At 38.7% G+C, this 17,439-nt stretch carries 14 protein-coding genes; 6 read left to right on the top strand and 8 right to left on the bottom strand.

Going from position 1 to position 17,439, the window contains the following annotated elements; all coding sequences use genetic code 11:
* Positions 1-40: 40 nt before the first annotated feature.
* From ACTRWE_RS15170 to ACTRWE_RS15160, 3 genes are all read right to left on the bottom strand, one after another.
* Entirely contained in the window at positions 41-1,102 is a 1,062-nt protein-coding gene (locus tag ACTRWE_RS15170; protein ID WP_290155993.1) for an alkaline phosphatase D family protein, read from the bottom strand.
* On the bottom strand, positions 1,099-2,229 hold the full coding sequence (locus ACTRWE_RS15165) for an alkaline phosphatase family protein (RefSeq protein WP_024601366.1): 1,131 nt from the start codon (positions 2,227-2,229) through the stop codon (positions 1,099-1,101). The genes ACTRWE_RS15170 and ACTRWE_RS15165 overlap by 4 nt, the downstream gene beginning before the upstream one ends.
* Before the next feature lie 68 nt (positions 2,230-2,297).
* Positions 2,298-4,571 (bottom strand): TonB-dependent receptor domain-containing protein, encoded by a 2,274-nt coding sequence (locus ACTRWE_RS15160; RefSeq protein WP_076920790.1) that lies wholly within the window; start codon positions 4,569-4,571, stop codon positions 2,298-2,300.
* A gap of 402 nt (positions 4,572-4,973) precedes the next feature.
* On the opposite strand from ACTRWE_RS15160, the gene ACTRWE_RS15155 reads away from it, so the two are divergent.
* Positions 4,974-6,713: a PAS domain S-box protein gene (locus ACTRWE_RS15155; protein ID WP_076920789.1), complete on the top strand. Its 1,740-nt coding sequence runs from the start codon at positions 4,974-4,976 to the stop codon at positions 6,711-6,713.
* 59 nt (positions 6,714-6,772) lie between these two features.
* Here the strand turns inward: ACTRWE_RS15155 and ACTRWE_RS15150 are convergent, their stop codons facing one another.
* Positions 6,773-7,816 carry an alkene reductase gene (locus tag ACTRWE_RS15150; RefSeq protein WP_076920787.1) on the bottom strand — a complete coding sequence of 348 codons (1,044 nt, stop codon included), beginning with the start codon at positions 7,814-7,816 and terminating at the stop codon, positions 6,773-6,775.
* Positions 7,817-7,989: 173 nt separating this feature from the next.
* Between ACTRWE_RS15150 and ACTRWE_RS15145 the strand changes: the two genes are divergently transcribed.
* The 5 genes from ACTRWE_RS15145 to ACTRWE_RS15125 all read left to right on the top strand — a co-directional run bounded on the left by ACTRWE_RS15145 (position 7,990) and on the right by ACTRWE_RS15125 (position 14,150).
* On the top strand, positions 7,990-8,568 hold the full coding sequence (locus tag ACTRWE_RS15145) for a TetR/AcrR family transcriptional regulator (RefSeq protein ID WP_013464648.1): 579 nt from the start codon (positions 7,990-7,992) through the stop codon (positions 8,566-8,568).
* 64 nt (positions 8,569-8,632) lie between these two features.
* A complete protein-coding gene (locus ACTRWE_RS15140; protein WP_013464647.1) occupies positions 8,633-9,022 on the top strand; it encodes a DUF2750 domain-containing protein in 390 nt (129 codons plus the stop codon).
* 229 nt (positions 9,023-9,251) lie between these two features.
* Positions 9,252-10,364: a methyl-accepting chemotaxis protein gene (locus ACTRWE_RS15135; protein WP_350644618.1), complete on the top strand. Its 1,113-nt coding sequence runs from the start codon at positions 9,252-9,254 to the stop codon at positions 10,362-10,364.
* A gap of 498 nt (positions 10,365-10,862) precedes the next feature.
* Positions 10,863-11,738, top strand: coding sequence for a c-type cytochrome (locus ACTRWE_RS15130; RefSeq protein ID WP_076920785.1), 876 nt, complete (start codon positions 10,863-10,865; stop codon positions 11,736-11,738).
* Between the two features lie 240 nt (positions 11,739-11,978).
* Positions 11,979-14,150: a M3 family metallopeptidase gene (locus ACTRWE_RS15125; protein ID WP_462880257.1), complete on the top strand. Its 2,172-nt coding sequence runs from the start codon at positions 11,979-11,981 to the stop codon at positions 14,148-14,150.
* Between the two features lie 303 nt (positions 14,151-14,453).
* Here ACTRWE_RS15125 and ACTRWE_RS15120 read toward each other — a convergent pair whose 3' ends face one another.
* The 4 genes from ACTRWE_RS15120 to ACTRWE_RS15105 form a co-directional block, all read right to left on the bottom strand.
* Positions 14,454-15,269, bottom strand: coding sequence for a hypothetical protein (locus ACTRWE_RS15120; protein WP_462880256.1), 816 nt, complete (start codon positions 15,267-15,269; stop codon positions 14,454-14,456).
* Between the two features lie 2 nt (positions 15,270-15,271).
* Complete coding sequence (locus ACTRWE_RS15115) at positions 15,272-15,748, bottom strand: hypothetical protein (protein ID WP_462880255.1); 477 nt, start codon at positions 15,746-15,748, stop codon at positions 15,272-15,274.
* Entirely contained in the window at positions 15,749-16,399 is a 651-nt protein-coding gene (locus ACTRWE_RS15110) for a hypothetical protein (protein ID WP_462880254.1), read from the bottom strand.
* Positions 16,400-16,413: 14 nt separating this feature from the next.
* On the bottom strand, positions 16,414-17,439 hold a 1,026-nt coding region (locus ACTRWE_RS15105), incomplete at its 5' end, for an ATP-binding protein (protein ID WP_462880253.1).

The following is a 17,439-nucleotide window of genomic DNA, read 5'->3' as shown; positions in this document are numbered from 1 at the left end:
GGACTCACTTTAGTCACTGTGCGTTTTTATAACAACCCCTTTATTGGTATGGGCTTATGCTAGATAAGCTAAAATCACTTTGCATTATTACGTTACCATCAATGCCTTTGAGCTTAAGTGACAAGCCTGGATCTGCTTGCTGCCAATCAATGGTTAAATCGCCATAGTTAACATTATGCGTGTAATCACCGACACGATGTTTATTTGGGCTAACGTCTTTCCATTTTTCAGTCAGGCCTGAGCTGGTCATTTCAAAGAGTGGGTAATCAAGATTGTGTTGATACCTTGAAATTTCCCCCCAATGAGTATCGCCGCTGATGATCACCACGCCATTTACGTGGTGTTTTTTTATTAACGAAAATAAACGGTTTCTATCCTCTGGAAAATTTGCCCACGATTCCCAGCCAGTAAAATCAGGCAGTAACTGCAAGCTTGATGCAATTAGTTTAATCGCTGCTGGCTTTTTAAGTTCGGCTTCAAGCCATTGCCACTGCGCCTCTCCAAGCATAGACGCGCCTTTTACTTCGGTTGGACTGTACGGTCCTTGGTTATTTGCTTTACGCTTTGTAAAATACTCAAGTTCGCTCACTGAATTAAGCTTATCGCGATTAAAGCGTAAGTCAGGCATGATCACCTGCACGGTTTGCTCGCCTTCGCCATACATGTACGAGGTATAAATGCCGTCAGGGCGGGTACGGCGTTTTGAATTAGCAGGTTCTTGCCAAAAATCGAGCATAATTTGCCGTGATGCTTCTTTTTGCGGATACTCTTTACCCGCATCGTTTTGACCATAGTCGTGATCGTCCCACATGGCTATTAGGGGTGTATTTGCTTTTAAGGTTTTAAAGCCAGGCTTTGCCCCTAATCGTTGGTATTTATTTTTAAGCACGGCCATGTCGTTAGTATCGCCATAAATGTTATCGCCTAAAAATATAAATAAATCACCCTGCTCTTTGTTAATCGCATTAAAGATGGGGATGTCTTTATCTTGATGCCCACACGAGCCAAACAATATTTTAGACGGCGCAGCCATTGCGCCACCACTAATAACAAAAGCAAGTAACAGCGCTGAATGATTAAAGGTTTTTAGTAACTGTTTCATTTTAAAATCTCGTTAATAGCCGGTGCCATATTAGGGTTAATCGTGTTTGGGTTTTGCCCAAGTGCTTTTAAAACGGTGGCGGCAATTTGCGCTTGTTTAAGCTCATTATCGGTTTTTATTAAGCCATTACCTTTAATTGTAGGGCCAATGGCAGCAAGCCAAATATGCTCTGAGCCAATAATTCCCTCAGGAAATGCCTTTTTACCCTGCTCCGACTTCGCTAGTGCCCGTTTAGAGCTGTGATGTTGCCAATCGTTTGCGTAGCTGCCACGGCCATGATCGGTAGTAACAATTAACGTAGTATTATTTTTATAACCTGCTGTGCTTTGAATGGTTTGCCATAAATCTTTTAAAAATGCATCGCTTTGTTTGGCCGACTTTAAGTAAGCATCGTAATGGCCATCGTGAGCAAAGTCGTCAGTTTCTCCTAAGCTAATAACCAATAATCTTGGCTTTTTCGCCAGCATATAGGCTTTAGCAAATCGATAGGTAAAACTATCAAGCCGCACATTGTGCCATGGGCTGGGGATTTCTGTTTGTAATGCGTTTAACAGGGGGGCATCGGCAAATAAATCATCGGCAATAGGCATAAATCCTGCGTTTACATACACATGACTACGCTTAGTATTTACAATGTAAGGAAACACATCCCAGCTACCAAATAAAGCCGTGCTGTTTTTAAATTCAGGCTGCGCATCTAATCGCTCTAAAATGGTTTTATTTGGATTAAATACTTTATCGTTACTGTTAATGTTTTCATCCACTTCGCCGGTAAGAATTTCGTTATAACCAGGGTATGAAAAATACCATGGATTACTCACTGACATCGCTGAGCCGTTTGCTCTGTCGCCCATAATTACGCCTTGAGTGGCAATCGTTTGTGTTAAAAACGGCATTAATAATTGCTGGCGCTGTTGCACCCTTTCATCCCAAAATTCATTGCTTAACTGTGCTGGTTGCTTAACAAATTCTTTATTATTGAGCAGGTTTTTATCGGCACCATTAAATACTTCCTGCCAGCGTACGCCGTCAAGGGTGACTAACACTACATTTTGTTGAGCAGCCAATGCCACATTATTAAACAATAAAATTAAACTTAATCCGGTTATTTTTATCATGCTTTTCATAGTGTTCTCATCAACTTTATATAGTAAAAAGCCCATCGATGATGGGCTTATATAAGGTTACATTAGGTTTAAAAAGTAGCCGTTAATGTAACTGCTGCTGTGCGTGGTGAGCCAATAAAGTAAGTACTCCCATTACCTGTGCCGCCCGCTAGGTAGCTTTCATCAGTAATGTTGTAAACCACAAAAGCAATATCAATTGCTTTGAAGGGGCCAGCATTAACTTCAGCTGCGTAGCCTGCATTTAAATCAACCACGGTATAGCTATCTACATCGCCACGCTCGCCAGTGTATTTAGCCGATAAACCAAAGCGGAAATCACCGCTGTAATAATCGGTTGAAAGCACAAATAAATCATCTACTGAATCAATTACTTTGCCTCCAGCTTCAAAGCCTGGCGCATCGCCTTTATATTCAGAGTTATTATTGGTGTATGAGCTATATACATTCCACTGTGGGCTCAACATATAACTTGCTGATAGCTCTAAACCTTTCGATTCAATACCGCCCACATTGAGGTACGAGCCGTTAGTACCTATGGTGTAATCAATACCACCCGTGTCGCTACCTGGCGCTATAAAGGTAATACGGTTATCAAATTCAATTGAGTAAGCCGTTGCCGTTAATTTAAGTGCGTTATTGTCATAACGCACCCCTAAATCAATATTTTCTGCGGTTTCTGGCTCAATAGCTGACAAGTCAGAGCTATCGCGCTCAAGCACACCATCTTTAATGGCGGCAAAGTTTTCGCTGTAGCTGGTAAATAACTCAGTGTTACTGTTTAACTGATATAAAATACCGCCACTAAATAGAAGGTCTGAATCACTGTTTACTTTAGCTGTGGTGGCGTTTTGATAATGGTCATACTTTTCTATGTCTACTAAGTACTTTTTAACCCCTAGGTTAAGAGTTAAGTCGTCAAATGACATTGAGTCTTGGGCGTACCATTTAAGGGTGTCGGTCTCAAAGGTGTTTTTATATTGCGTCCAATAAGGGGTGTTATCAAAGTGATGATAAATGCGCGCATCTATAACTTTATGCCAATCTCGTGACTCATCACGGTCGCTTTGCTCATACCAAAAACCGGCTTCAATATCGTGCATGCCAATGCTTGCTTGATAATTAGCAGTTACCCCTAAACGGTCTTTATTATAATGTGTATGACGATAAGACATAACTGGCGTTGCATCAGCATCGTAACATGCAGGATTAAGCTCAGGGCCTGACTCCCACGGCCAGTTTAAGCTAGCCGTACAACCTGCATTGGGAGCAAGTGGGTTACCATTACTATCTGTAAAGCCATAAGAGCCTGCGTTTGTGCCACCTTCTGTGGTTGGGTTACCATTTTCATCTACAGGGGACGTTAAATAAGGAGGGATCCAATCACCTCGGCCTGAGTTTTTATGATAATAAGGGCTAATGGTTAACAATGAGGTGGGTGAAATCGCGTATTCAAACTTTAAATACCCTAGAGTGTTTTCACGCAGCGTGCCCCAACCTTCTGCAAACATTTGGTCAAAGTGCGGAACGCCTGTCCAATTCCATGTTAGTTGATCCCAATCTGGAGTTTGTTCAAATTGTGCCAAGCTCACGCTATTATAATTCGTCTCGCTTACATCATCGTAAGATAAACGCCCTGTTATAGTTAACTCATCAAGGGTGGTGACAAATTTCGCTTCAGCATGTTGGTTATCTTTCCCGCCATTGCTGCCCGAGCCAATCCAGCGGCTAGTATCGGTTTGCGAATAACTCACATACGCTTGAGTATTATCAAAAATGGTGCCAGTTTCGTGTTTAACGTAATAGCGGCTTGCGTCATGGCTGCCTGAGGTATAAGCAAAAGTGGTGCTTTTTTCAAAGCTAGGCGCTTTACTTACAAAGTTAAAAGTACCGCCTAGCGCCTCTAACGAGGCTGATTTAATATCTGAAGTGCCCTGACCTACTTCCACGGTGACAAGATTTTCGCTATCTAGGTAACGATTCGCTTTAGCACCACCGCCATAATTAGAACCGCCATTAGGAATACCGTCTACCGTCATACCTAATTGCTGCTGGTTTGAGTCGATACTAAAACCACGCATGGTAATAGTGGTTGACCAATCGTCGCCGCCAAATGCGTCGCCTTCGTTTATGCTAATGCCAGGTAAGTTATCTATTACTGATAACACACTGGATACCGAGCTTTGTTGCTCAAGCATGGCAGGTTCAATAACGTTGTTTGCATAACTGGTTGGTTTTGCAGTAACGGTTACTTCTTCTATCACGTTATCGTTAGCATAAGCTGAAGTTGATACCGCCATGGCCACAGCCATGCTCAAAATCGATTTATTTTTTAAAGCGTACATTGTTGTCCCGTTTGATTCTAATTATAAAAGGTAATTATGAAAGCGGGCACAGTCTATTTTTTAAATATGACAACGAGGGGGAACTTTATTGACAAACAGGTTAAACAAATATGAGTTAATTATGACGTAAAGTAATCAAATCAAGCACATCGTAATTAAGAGCAATCAGACTAAAACAGCACCCAAAAGCCAAGGGACTCTCTAAAGTCATAAAATTTTCTCACTCTTTCTAACTGCAATTGATCAAAATCTTATTTAACTTAGATATAAAAAGTTAAGAGCCCATAAAGTGATAACTTTTAGCCCAAAAACACAGTTTTATACAAAGTTAAAAACCAATTTTGCAATCAGCTTTTCCTGGGCTATCTTTTTATTAACGCTTTAATTACAGGTAGCTGCACTATGTTTAATTTTTTCGCTAATAGCGCTGAGCAAGCATTAAAACAGTCTATTACGGCAATTGTTTCCATAGATGAAAAAAACAATATTGTCTTTTATAACAAAGCCGCGCAAAAATTATGGGGCTACACAGAAGATGAAGTACTCGGTCACAACATACGAAAACTAGTCCCTGACGAACATAAAACAAACCACGACGACTATGTAAATCATCATAGAGAAACCGGGCAAGACAAAATTGTTGGCAGCTACCGAGAAGTTGAGTTACAAACTAAATCGGGAAGTCGCATTTGGGTCGAACTAGCGCTTTCTCAGGTGAAAGTAAATAACAACAAACATTACACCGCTTTTATAAGAGATATATCAGCAGAGCGTGAAGCAAAAGAAATCAATGAGCAATCGTTAGAGCAAGCCCTTGATGCAGTTGTATGTATTGATGAAAATAATTGTATCACTTTGTATAACAAAGCCGCTGAAACACTGTGGGGTTACAGTAAACAAGAAGTAATGGGAAACAATGTAAAAATGCTAGTACCCCATGCAATACAACATAACCATGATGAGCTTGTAAATGCAAACCGAAACACAGGTGTCGATAAAATAGTTGGTACCAGTAGAGAAGTTGAAATTGAACGCAAAGATGGAACAACTGTGTGGGGGCGATTATCGCTATCGAAAATTAAATTAGCTAATCGCGTTATTTACACAGCTTTTATCAAAGATGTAACGCAAGAGGTAATAACTAGAGAAGAACAACGGATGTTGTCACTTGTTGCAAACGAAACAGACAACGCGGTAATAATCACCGATCCTAACGGCTATATTCAATATGTAAACAATGGATTTGAACGTTTAACAGGATACGCTTTAAGTGAAGTAAAAGGTAAGAAACCAGGCAGTTTTTTACAAGGCAAAGATTCTGACAAAAACATGATAGAAACGATACGCACACATCTTAAAAATCGAACTCCTTTTTATGGAGAAATATTAAACTATAAAAAATCGGGGAGTGCTTACTGGACCTCGCTATCTATCAACCCAGTAATAAGAGAAGGGAAATTAGAAAATTACATTGCAATTCAAGCTGATATATCTGAAGTAAAGCAAATGGCGCTTGATTTCACAAACAAACTAGAAACTATCGGCGAGTCTATAGCTATGTTGCAAGTGTCTCTTCATGGTGAAGTACTTGATTGTAACGAATTACTAAAAACGGCATTAAAACCCAATTTTTCTGTAGAAGAGTTTGCTAAAAATCTGATTTCTGATCTCAGCGTTGAAGAAAAAGCATTTTTAGACAAAAACAAACATATCTCAAAAACTTTTGAACTTGAAAAAAACAATCAATACAGTGCCTTTGATGCAAGAATATGTGCTCTTCGAGATGTTAATGGTCAAACTACTAGTTATATGTTTATAGGTTTAAATATAACGGAAAGAAAAAAAGCAGTTAATCAAACTCAAATATCAATGAAAGAATTATTAGATATAAGCCAAACTATCAGCAAAATAGTAGAAACAATTAATGGAATATCAGAGCAAACAAATTTACTTGCACTCAATGCTGCTATTGAAGCCGCAAGAGCAGGTGAAATGGGACGCGGTTTTGCTGTTGTTGCTGACGAGGTAAGAACTCTTGCAGGCAATTCAAAGGCATCTTCTGAAGAAATAAACGGCTACATAAAAGAAACGGTTACTAAAATTCAAGAGCTTGCAGAATTATCCAAAAAGATAGATTCATAAATCCGCTTTTAAGTAATAAGCCCACACTTGTGGGCTTATTAGTGAGAACTCTTTAAAACTTAAACTAACTCAGCAAGCATCTCATCACTATAAGGTGTCACTTCTTCACCATTTTTAATTTTGCTAATGTAATCTGGGTTAGCAATAAGTGGGCGACCAATGGCAATTAAATCAAATTTATTATCGTTGATCGCTTGTTTGGCAGTTTCAAAACTATAACTACCTACACCCACTAAGGTACTTGCATAACCAGCTCGTAAAAATTCAGAGGTTGATTTACCTTCTAGTGAATCAAAACGCATGCTGTCGTCAAAAATACCGCCGTGTAAATAAGCTAACTTGCGGTTTTCAAGCTCTGGTAATAAGTAGTCAAATACTGCTTTATCACGATTGTCTTCGCTCATATTAAAGTAGGCACCTGGTGTTAAACGCATAGCGGTACGCTCATTGCCTACAACATCAATAACTGCATCGGTTACTTCCAGTGCAAAACGAGACATATTTTCTGGTGTTTGCCCGTACTCGTCATCACGCTCATTGGCAGCATAATGTAAAAATTGGTCAATTAAATAACCATTAGCACCATGAATTTCCACGCCGTCAAAACCTGCTTCCATCGCGTTTTCTGCCGCTTTAGCGTAGTCAGCCACTAAGCCTTTAATATCATCTTTAGTGGCAGCTTTTGGCGTAATATAAGTTAGCTCGCGCATACGCGGTACTGAACCTTCAACCCCTATCGCCGATGGTGCGAGTACATCACCACCAAAAAAGTGAGGGTGAGCAACACGGCCAACATGCCATAATTGTGCAAACATTTTACCGCCATTGGCATGCACGGCGTCAGTGACTTTTTTCCAACCTTGAACTTGTTCACTAGTGAAGATACCCGGTGTATTTGGGTAACCTTGTGCATCGGCACGAATAATAATTGCTTCACTAATAATTAATCCTACATCAGCACGACGAGCGTAGTAATCAACCATAGCTTGTGTAGGCACTAAATTGTCATCTGCCATACAACGAGTTAGTGGTGCCATTAGTACACGGTTTTGCAGTTCAATGCTGTTATTTAATTTAAAAGGTGAAAGTAAGTCTGTCGACATAATGTTTATCCTTTGTTGAATGTACATTCAAGATAGGGTCACTTGAATGAATATTCAAGTATAATTTTGAAACTTTGTTCAAGATTGCGTAAACTGCTTTACCTAAACGCTGCTTAAAGTAGGATTATTGCTGAAAGTTCGCTTTACCTACTCTGCCAACGAGAAGAGTCATTATGAGAACTGCAGAATTTGATACAGAGTTTGTACTGCGCCAAGCAATGGCGATGTTTATGCTTCATGGCTATGCAAAAACCAGTATGCAAAAACTGACTCAAGCAACCCATTTACATCCAGGCTCGTTATACGCGGCATTTGGAAGTAAAAAAGGCATTTTTTTAGCCGCTACTGAGCAATACCAAACCGATCGCAATACACAGTTTACGGCGCTGTTTGAGCACAGCAGTTGTATTTTAGATACGCTGAAACAATACCTTAATATCATTGTGCAAGAATGCGTTGACGGTGAAGCAACCAAAGTGTGCCTGCTCACAAAAAGCATTAGCGAGGTAGAGGGTAACGATCCACAAATTTGCCACGTATTGCGTACTAATTTAACTGCATATGAGCACGCTTTTGCGCAGCAGTTACAAAAAGCAATTGATAATAAAGAAATTACCAATGGCCGAAGTGCCATAGAGCTGGCACGATTTTGTGTTATGGGTATATATGGATTACGCACCTACGCATTAACAAACCAAGACCCCGACGCACTAAACCAACTAGCCAATGAGCTACTAGCAGCTATCAGCTAAACTAAATTTTAAAGCGCAGCAGCTCGCTGCTCTTTGTATACTCCACAGTGAGAGAGAGCCAAAAATGACCACCGATAATTTATCAAAGCAAGACGACGTAATTTTAGGCCTTGGCGCAAAAAAACGACTCGCATACATGTACGAAACCGTGCAGCAATTTAAGCAAGTGTGGATTTTAAACGATGACGACGGCTGCGTAATGCTCACTAACGAGGACGACGATTGCGTGCCGGTATGGCCAACACGAGAGTTCGCACAAGCCTGGGCAACCGGCGAATGGCAAGGCTGTACACCTAAAGCAATTCCAACAAACGATTGGTTTAGCCGCTGGACACCTGGCCTTGAAGAAGACGACTTACTGGTGGCCGTGTTCCCTACCGAAGAAGACGACGGCACAATTTTATTCCCTGATGAGTTTCAAGCCCAGTTGAGTAAATCAATTAGGAAGTACTAACTTCTAAAGCAGTGTTCACCTTAAACAAGCTTATTATAAGCATTAAAAGAAAAGTTTATTTACCAAAAGGTTATAAAGCATCTATTATAGTGTTGTAACTTACTTTTATAAAAATCGACCTGGGTGGACGTCAATTCCACCCCTGTAAAAAATCGAATAAAGTAATCAATGTTCAGGTAAATTTAATAAAAAATATACGTTTATTTTCTGTGTTTAAATTGGGGTCTACATGCTGTTCAATTCGAAATATAAAAACAAAATTAATGAGTTAAATAACGAGTTAATTCAATTAAAAAAAACCAATAAAAAGCTTGAAGCGCAATTGTTAGCAGCAAACAGCGAGCAATCACAACAAAACGACAATGAAATAGCAAATGATACAGCCTTTGTAAAACAGCGTGAATTAAACACATTATCATTACAGTCATCTGATTTAATTAGTGACATCAGAGAAAGCTTAGCCTCAACTTCACATAAACTAATTAATGATATTACGTCATTTAAGTCATCCCAAGAATTACTTGATACAATTTTAGATATGTTAGCAACGACTTCATCGTCAACACATAATATCTCAAGAGATACAAAATCAGCCACTAAATCCGTTAAAGAATTGCAGTCAGTAACAATCGGAATTAATGATTTTGTAAACATAATTAAAGGGATTTCTGATCAAACAAATTTACTTGCACTCAATGCGGCTATCGAGGCCGCTAGAGCCGGAGAGCAAGGACGAGGCTTTGCTGTTGTGGCAGATGAAGTAAGGACGCTCGCTCAGCGCTCTTCTGATGCATCTAACGAAATTTCTAATTTAATAGCTAAGGTCAATGAGCAAATGCAAAGCGTTGTAACTAACATTACTAACGTTAGCGAAGAAAGTGATGGCATTGCAAATAGCTCATCAGAAATTGATGCTACCGCTAAAAAAGTGGTTGAACTATCACAAAATATGTATAGCGTTATTGTTAATTCAAGTGCCGATGCATTTATTCAAACAGTAAAAATGGATCACATTGTATGGAAATACGATATTTATAAAGTCATTTTAGGCCAATCAAATAAGACTGCAGAAGACTTTTCTGATCATACCATGTGTCGTTTAGGTAAATGGTATTACCAAGGTGAAGGTGCATTAAAATATTCAAGCATTAACGACTTTAAAGCATTAGAGCAACCACATGAAGATGTCCATAAGAATGGCTTTGCTGCTTTAGAAGCATTCCAATTAGGCGATATCAATACTGCTGTAGAAAAAGTATCTCTTATGGAGCAAGCAAGTTTTAAAGTAGTGGACATACTTAGCGCTTTATCACACAAAATTATGGATTATAACTGTAAATAAAATAGTCAAAAAACACCTCACTTTGCATAGCGTTATGGTTCATAATCATTTGGCTATGCATACCAAACTTATATAAATTAATCACAAACTAATGACACCTCCACCTAAGCACTGCTGTTCAATAATCAAACTAACTAAATTATTAACCCTTTAAGTAATCGTTAACTATATTTTAATGATAGTGGGTCACGGTTTACCGATTCATCTTACCAATTTCACCGGTATTAAAAACACTTAGCCACATTACAGCAATAATGAGCACTGTCGTTTAAATACTCTTTTTTATTTAGGTTTTAATTAACCTGAACTCTGGTTAAGAGATTTACTAACATATTGAATCAAAATGATATTTATTTTTATTTTCTCAAGCTAGAGATTTTTAGTGAAAACAAGGCGAAATTACGCGTCAATAGCTAGCCTATTGCAAGTAAATTCAACGCAGTTAGCGCTGAAAATAGCTGCTTGAGATGGATTTATTATCCGGAGTTCAGGTTAATTATGTTTAAAGTTTATTTTAGTGTTGTATTCGCGACGTTATTTACTTTGCCCGTATGCTCACAAGAAGCACAATCACTTGTGCAAAAAGCGTTAAGTAATGCGCCCACAATTATAAACTTATCAGCAAATCACCCTAACACCCTAGTAACGCCCGCTATTAATGAGCTCGATGCCAGCCCTGAGTCGGATTTAATTCGTTATGGGCGCTTATTAATTATTGATACCTATAAACAACTTCCCAATAACGTAAATAATAAGCTCAATTGTAGCACTTGCCATCTTAATGAAGGGCATGTAGCCAAAGCCGCGCCTTATGTGGGCATGAATGTGGTATATCCAAAGTATCGTTCACGTAATGCAAAAATAAACACCATTGAAGACAGAATTAACGGCTGTTTTCAACGCTCAATGAACGGTCAGCCACTGCCTACTAATTCATTGCCTATGCAGGCTATTGTGAGCTACATGAACTTTTTGTCACAAAATATAAAAACCGAAGACGACCTGCAAGGCTACACGGGCTTTGTCGCTATTAATAAAGAGCTAATACCAAACGCCGATAACGGAAAAACCCTTTACGCAAAGCATTGTGCAAGCTGCCATCAAATGGATGCTCAAGGTTTATACCCCAATGATACTTACATGTTCCCTGCTGTTGCGGGCAGTCATTCGTTTAACGATGGCGCAGGCATGGCGCGTACGTATACTGCAGCCGCTTTTATAAAGGGCAATATGCCTCTGGGACAAGAAGGCATTCTAAGTGATCAACAAGCTGTCGATATTGCTTATTACTTTTCACATTTAGAGCGCCCTATTTTTGCCAATAAAGCGAATGACTGGCCAAAAGGCGGCGCACCAAAAGACGTACGTCGATAAATAACTAGTTAAATAAATTAAACATCACTGGCGTATTTAAGCCACTCAACGCCCCTCCTATTTACTGCTTTATATTTTACTTGCTCGTCAAAAAATGCACTATGGGGCATATAACTTAACAGCTCGTCGCAGTTAATTTAGACTTTATCGCAACCTAAGTGTAGTTACATTTAAGTCAACGTACTCTTACTTGATTAATGACAAGGTAACGACTGGTTACAATAATAAGAGAATGTAAATATGAAAACTTTACTCGCCACAGCAATCAGCTCGGCGTTATTACTTTCGGGCTGCTCTGAGCCAAATGTAAACGCTGACAACAAACAGCAAACTACTGCGCAAAGTGTTTCAGCGCAAGCACAACAAGCTACCAACCCATTATTAGAAAAAAGCACACTACAGTACGAAACCCCTGACTTTGCAGTCATCAAAGATGAGCATTTTTTACCTGCCTTTAATCAAGGTATGGCGCAGCAAATGGCGCAAGTACAAAACATTATTAATAATACAGCCCCTACGACTTTTGAAAACACCATCGTGGCACTTGAGCAAAGTGGCGAGTTATTAACGCGTGCAAGCAGCATTTTTTACAACCTTGCGGGCTCTAGCTCAAACCCAGCGCGTCGTGAGCTTCAAAAAGAACTTGCACCAAAGCTTGCAGCGCACAGAGACAACATCTTTTTAAATGATGCGTTATTTAAAAAAGTAGCCACACTTTTTGATAAAATAGACTCTTTAGCATTAACAGCGCAAGAAACACGACTATTAGACGTTTACTATAAACGTTTTGTGCGCTCAGGCGCTCAGCTTAATGATGAACAAAAGCAGCAAATACGTGATATTAACTCATCGCTATCAACCTTAACGACACAGTTTTCACAAAACTTACTTGCGCTAAGTAAAAGTAATGTTGTCATCGTAAAAGACCAAAAAGAGTTAGCTGGCTTATCGGCAGGTCAAATTGAACAATTTGCTAATGCAGCCACAGAAGCCGGCCACGAAGGGCAGTATTTAATTAAAATCACCAATACCACTCGCCAGCCTGTTTTAGCTTCATTACAAAACCGTGATTTACGCGAGAAAGTGTGGCGTGCATCTTCAGAGCGCGCGCTAGATGGTGAATTTAGTAATCGCGACATTGTTGCGCAACTAGTTAAATTAAGAGCACAAAAAGCAAAGCTACTTGGCTACAACAGCTGGGCTGAATTTAGTTTAGAGTCGCAAATGGCTAAAAAACCACAAGCTGTATTTGATATGTTTGCTAGCATGGTGCCAAGACTAACTCAAAATGTAGCGTTAGAAGCTGCCGATATTCAAGAAAAAATAAATGCATCTGCAGAGCAGTTCGAACTTAAACCATGGGATTGGTTATATTACGCCGAGCAAGTACGTCAAGATAAGTACAACCTTGATGAAAAAGCAGTAAAAGAATATTTTGAGTTTAACCGTGTATTAGAAGACGGTGTATTCTTTACCATGAATCGTTTGTATGGCATTACATTTAAGCCACGTAACGATCTACCTGTGTATCACCCAGATGTAAAAGCATATGAAGTATTTGACGCAAATGGTGAAAGCCTAGCTATCTTTTTTGCTGATTATTTTGCGCGTGAAGGTAAACGTGGCGGCGCATGGATGAGCTCGTTTGTTAAACAGTCTGGTTTGAATGGGCAAAAACCTGTTGTCGTGAATGTTATGAACATTCAAAAAGGCGCCAAAGGTGAGCCAACACTTATTAGCTACGATGAAACAACCACTATGTTCCATGAGCTTGGCCATGGCTTGCACGGTATGCTTTCAAAAGTAAAATACCCAACCTTATCTGGTACGTCAGTATCAAGAGACTTTGTTGAATTCCCGTCTACGTTTGAAGAAGATTGGGCAATGCACCCTGAAGTAATTGCTAACTATGCTAAACATTATCAAACAAGCGAGCCGATTCCGGATGAATTACTTGAAAAAGTAATTAAATCAAGAAGCTTTAACCAAGGTTTTGATACATTAGAATATGTATCTGCCGCTTTATTAGATATGGAATGGCATTCATTACCGGCAGATGCCCCACTGCAAGATATTGAAAAATTTGAGCAAGATGTTTTAACAAAACACGGCGTTAACGTGCCATTTGTGCCGCCGCGTTATAAGTCTGCATTCTTTTCTCATTCAATGGGGGGCGGTTACTCTGCAGGCTACTATGCCTACATGTGGAGTGAAATTTTAGCAGCTGACGCTTTTGCTTATGTACAAGAGCAAGGTGGCTTAAAACGTGAACTAGGTGACAAATACCGTAAAGAAATTTTAGAAGTCGGTAACTCGCGTGACCTGATGGAATCGTTTAAAGCATTTCGTGGCCAAGAGCCAGACACATCAGCCTTACTTAAACGTCGTGGTTTAACAGCCACGGTTGAATAACAAGCTGTTAGTAGAGCTTGATGGCTACATAGCCATTAAGCTCTGCTTTATGCTATTACATTAAACTTCAAACGCCCCTCAGCCATTTTTATGGGTATTAGTAATTGCCCAGCAGCAAAACGCCCCCCACTTACCCAACCTGTTTAACCTTAGCCGAGCATGTATACGTTAAAACATCGGCATAAAAATAATCGAGTCGCGCAAGCGATAGGCTAACAGGCTAAACTTTATTACAGGCACAAAAAAGGACGCTAAAAGCGTCCTAATATAGAATAATGGTGAAGATTTAATACTCTTAGGCAGTTAAAGTACTACTATAGATTGCTTAACTATTTTTCCAGTTTGGTTATTTACACAGCCCCTGAATAGTAATGCTTGTATCGGCCCACTCATATTTTGGCTACTGTGATGTTTTACAAAATTTTGATTATCAAACACATCACCCTCTTTAACTTGTTGTAGCTCAAACATTGGAAAGGCTAACTTAAATCGAGCAAACAATAACTCAAATAAACAAACTAATTTTTTATCGTCTTGATTACTGCCATTGTTTATTTCAGCTTTAATATAGTCCCAGAAGCTAAATATAAACTTTTCTTGAGTGCCGCAAACAACCAACCCTTTTGGTGTTGTATCTTTAAAAATATTTTTAATTGATACTTTAGTTTGTGATGAGAGCTCCTCATAAACCTCTTTAATCCTAAGGTCTTCCTCAAAGTTATCTCTGTAAAATGTAATTTTTCTTTTTAGCTCTTCATATAAACTTAAAGTTTCTGCAAGTGTTTTTTCTTTTTTTTCAAAATCAGTTAAGGCCACTGATAACTTTTCCTCAAGGCCTGATTTTTCAACATTTAAAGATCTAATTACACTTTCACTTTCAGCCAAAGCAGAGTCTTTTAGCCCCAGCATAGATCTAAGTTTTGCATTTTCTTCTTTTAACGCATCACTTTCTGCCTGCATAGCATGGCACTCATTTTGATTTGACTCTTCAACCTTATTAGGCGATAAAGTATTTGAGTGCTTTTCTGATTTTTCGAGTGTTATTGCCCAAACTTTAGTTCTAACTTCCTCATCTTCTAAGAGAGCTAAAACCTCTGTTTTTAAATTATTCTTATCCATAACTAACCTTTCTTTTTAAGCTCATTAGTCTTTTTAAGGTAATGAGCCTGTAAACCATTTGCACAGCCTTCTATGCCAATACTCTTTGCTTCGCTGGCACTATCACCTTTAATTACATCAAACGATTCTGGTTTATCATTTACGGCAGCTCTTTGAATTTCAATTGAATTTGGATAAAGCTTAATAAATGAAGAAATAGCAGCTATTTGCGCCACCAGTCTTTTTAATTCACTTTTTTCAGCCGCAAAATCGTCTGCAATAAAAATGTCAGGGTCAATATCAAATGCCTCATCATCAGAAACAATAATAAATGCTAAACGCTCACTCTCAATGTACTCAACTTTACGTTTAAATTGCTCCCAAAAGTCAGCACTATCAATCCATAACTCACCTGAAAACCGAATATTCTCTAATTCACCCTCAATAACTCTGCACGTTCTAACTTTGCCATTTTTACTTTCAACGTAAAAGTCTGTCATTTAATTACTTAGTCCCATTACTTTATTTTCAATTTCTTCTATTGATAACTCTGGCTCTAACTTTTGGTATGCTTCTACCAAAGCCGAGCTATGTTTCGTTGTTTCATCAAGAGTAAGCTCATCATTTAAATAAAGATCATAATCTTCTAGTTTTAAATCATTCTCTTTGTAGGCTTTAATAGTGCTAACTATCTCTTTCGTTTCAAGTTCTTGCGAAGCCACCGTAGCCATAAACTCAGGCGTAACTACTGTATCTAATTTTTCGTTAATTCCCTTTAAAGTAATAGAAGCCCCTATTGAGGAGCGAGCTAAAAGCTCTTTTTCATCCAATCTGTCAAATCTATCCTTATCAAAGGTAACATTATTGTTTAGGTGGTTTATGTATTCATTGATCGAGTCAAAATCTTCTGGTTTTTTTTCACTTAAAATAGCCTTTTCGCCGAGCTCTTCGAGATTATCTTCTGGTCGAATAATACCTAATGAAACACCTACACCTCTTATTGCATCTGTCACTTTAGCCGCAAGAGAAACACCCAAACTAGCAATACGGGTTGCTGATTCTACAAGTCTATTACCAATACTTGAGGCTGCACTACTTATAAAATTACAAGCACTGCTAACAACGCTACAAATACTACTCCAAAGTCCCATAAAATTTTCCTTAGTTAAACATTTATACTCTTGTTGGTTGATAGGGCATTTTTCTGCTCCAAAGTAAATGCTATATCAGGGTTTAGCTTGACCTCAGATAAGTAATGGCCTAAACAATTACTTCTGAAATCAAGCTCTCTTTTATTTTCTTTTGACTCAGCAAGCGGTTTATAACAAGAGGCAAGAATATATTGGTGCATAAACTCAACGCCATAACTTTGAATGTAGTTATGTAGCGCGCTATTTGATTTTCGTTTCTTTAATGTTTCAACCCAAGCTAATAGCGGACTCCCCTGAAGAATATCCTGAATTACCTCACCTGAAGGAGGGCTTTCTAATAGTTCTAGACCTTTTATTAAACCTGACTTGTAATTATCTGCGTAATATTGAAGCGCTATTTTTCTAATATTATCAGGATCAACATCTGTTTCTTCTGTTGTGCTAACAAACTCTTTTATTTGTACCTGCAAGGGTTTTGTCATGCCCGAACTCGATAAAATCACGCGTCCTGGTTCAAGATTAGATAAAAAGCCTTTTTGCTCATCAGTTAACGCCATAGTGTTCCCAACCGCTTCTTTATCATCTTGTGCAAAAAGTTTATGTATAATTTTTGTATTCGTGTTTTTTAAAACTTCTGGCGTTAGCTTATTTGGAATTTGATCAACAATGATCAACGACTCTCCATACTTACGCACTTCTGCCAACATATCAGAGAAGGTTTCAACCCCTTGTTTTTTATTCGAGCTATCGCCTACCTCAAATTTAGATAATAACCTATGCGCTTCTTCAATTAGTGTAATGTGCCTAAACTTTTCACCACGTTTACGATACTCTTCGTAATTAGCACGTATAGCTTCATTTAGATTAGCTAAAACAAACCCCATTATTAAAGACTTTTCACTTGGGTTGCGTATCTCTTCAAGTTCTAAAATTACATTGCGTTTGGCTAAATCTTTAAAGTTTATAGACCGCGGTGTATTTAACATTTGGCCTTTTGAGCCTATCAATAACCCTTGCAAGCGTGCTTTTATTGACCCTAC

It is taken from the genome of Pseudoalteromonas sp. G5_S1_54_S4 (assembly GCF_054968565.1).
The sequence above is the reverse complement of the archived record's forward strand: the minus strand, read 5'-3'. Positions and strand labels throughout refer to the sequence as shown.

Excerpts from the sequence above, each read along its gene's own strand:
- ACTRWE_RS15170 (WP_290155993.1), bottom strand. The coding sequence starts at position 1,102 with ATGAAACAGTTACTAAAAACCTTTAATCATTCAGCGCTGTTACTTGCT.
- ACTRWE_RS15165 (WP_024601366.1), bottom strand. The coding sequence starts at position 2,229 with ATGAAAAGCATGATAAAAATAACCGGATTAAGTTTAATTTTATTGTTT.
- ACTRWE_RS15160 (WP_076920790.1), bottom strand. The coding sequence starts at position 4,571 with ATGTACGCTTTAAAAAATAAATCGATTTTGAGCATGGCTGTGGCCATG.
- ACTRWE_RS15155 (WP_076920789.1), top strand. The coding sequence starts at position 4,974 with ATGTTTAATTTTTTCGCTAATAGCGCTGAGCAAGCATTAAAACAGTCT.
- ACTRWE_RS15150 (WP_076920787.1), bottom strand. The coding sequence starts at position 7,816 with ATGTCGACAGACTTACTTTCACCTTTTAAATTAAATAACAGCATTGAA.
- ACTRWE_RS15145 (WP_013464648.1), top strand. The coding sequence starts at position 7,990 with ATGAGAACTGCAGAATTTGATACAGAGTTTGTACTGCGCCAAGCAATG.
- ACTRWE_RS15140 (WP_013464647.1), top strand. The coding sequence starts at position 8,633 with ATGACCACCGATAATTTATCAAAGCAAGACGACGTAATTTTAGGCCTT.
- ACTRWE_RS15135 (WP_350644618.1), top strand. The coding sequence starts at position 9,252 with ATGCTGTTCAATTCGAAATATAAAAACAAAATTAATGAGTTAAATAAC.
- ACTRWE_RS15130 (WP_076920785.1), top strand. The coding sequence starts at position 10,863 with ATGTTTAAAGTTTATTTTAGTGTTGTATTCGCGACGTTATTTACTTTG.
- ACTRWE_RS15125 (WP_462880257.1), top strand. The coding sequence starts at position 11,979 with ATGAAAACTTTACTCGCCACAGCAATCAGCTCGGCGTTATTACTTTCG.
- ACTRWE_RS15120 (WP_462880256.1), bottom strand. The coding sequence starts at position 15,269 with ATGGATAAGAATAATTTAAAAACAGAGGTTTTAGCTCTCTTAGAAGAT.
- ACTRWE_RS15115 (WP_462880255.1), bottom strand. The coding sequence starts at position 15,748 with ATGACAGACTTTTACGTTGAAAGTAAAAATGGCAAAGTTAGAACGTGC.
- ACTRWE_RS15110 (WP_462880254.1), bottom strand. The coding sequence starts at position 16,399 with ATGGGACTTTGGAGTAGTATTTGTAGCGTTGTTAGCAGTGCTTGTAAT.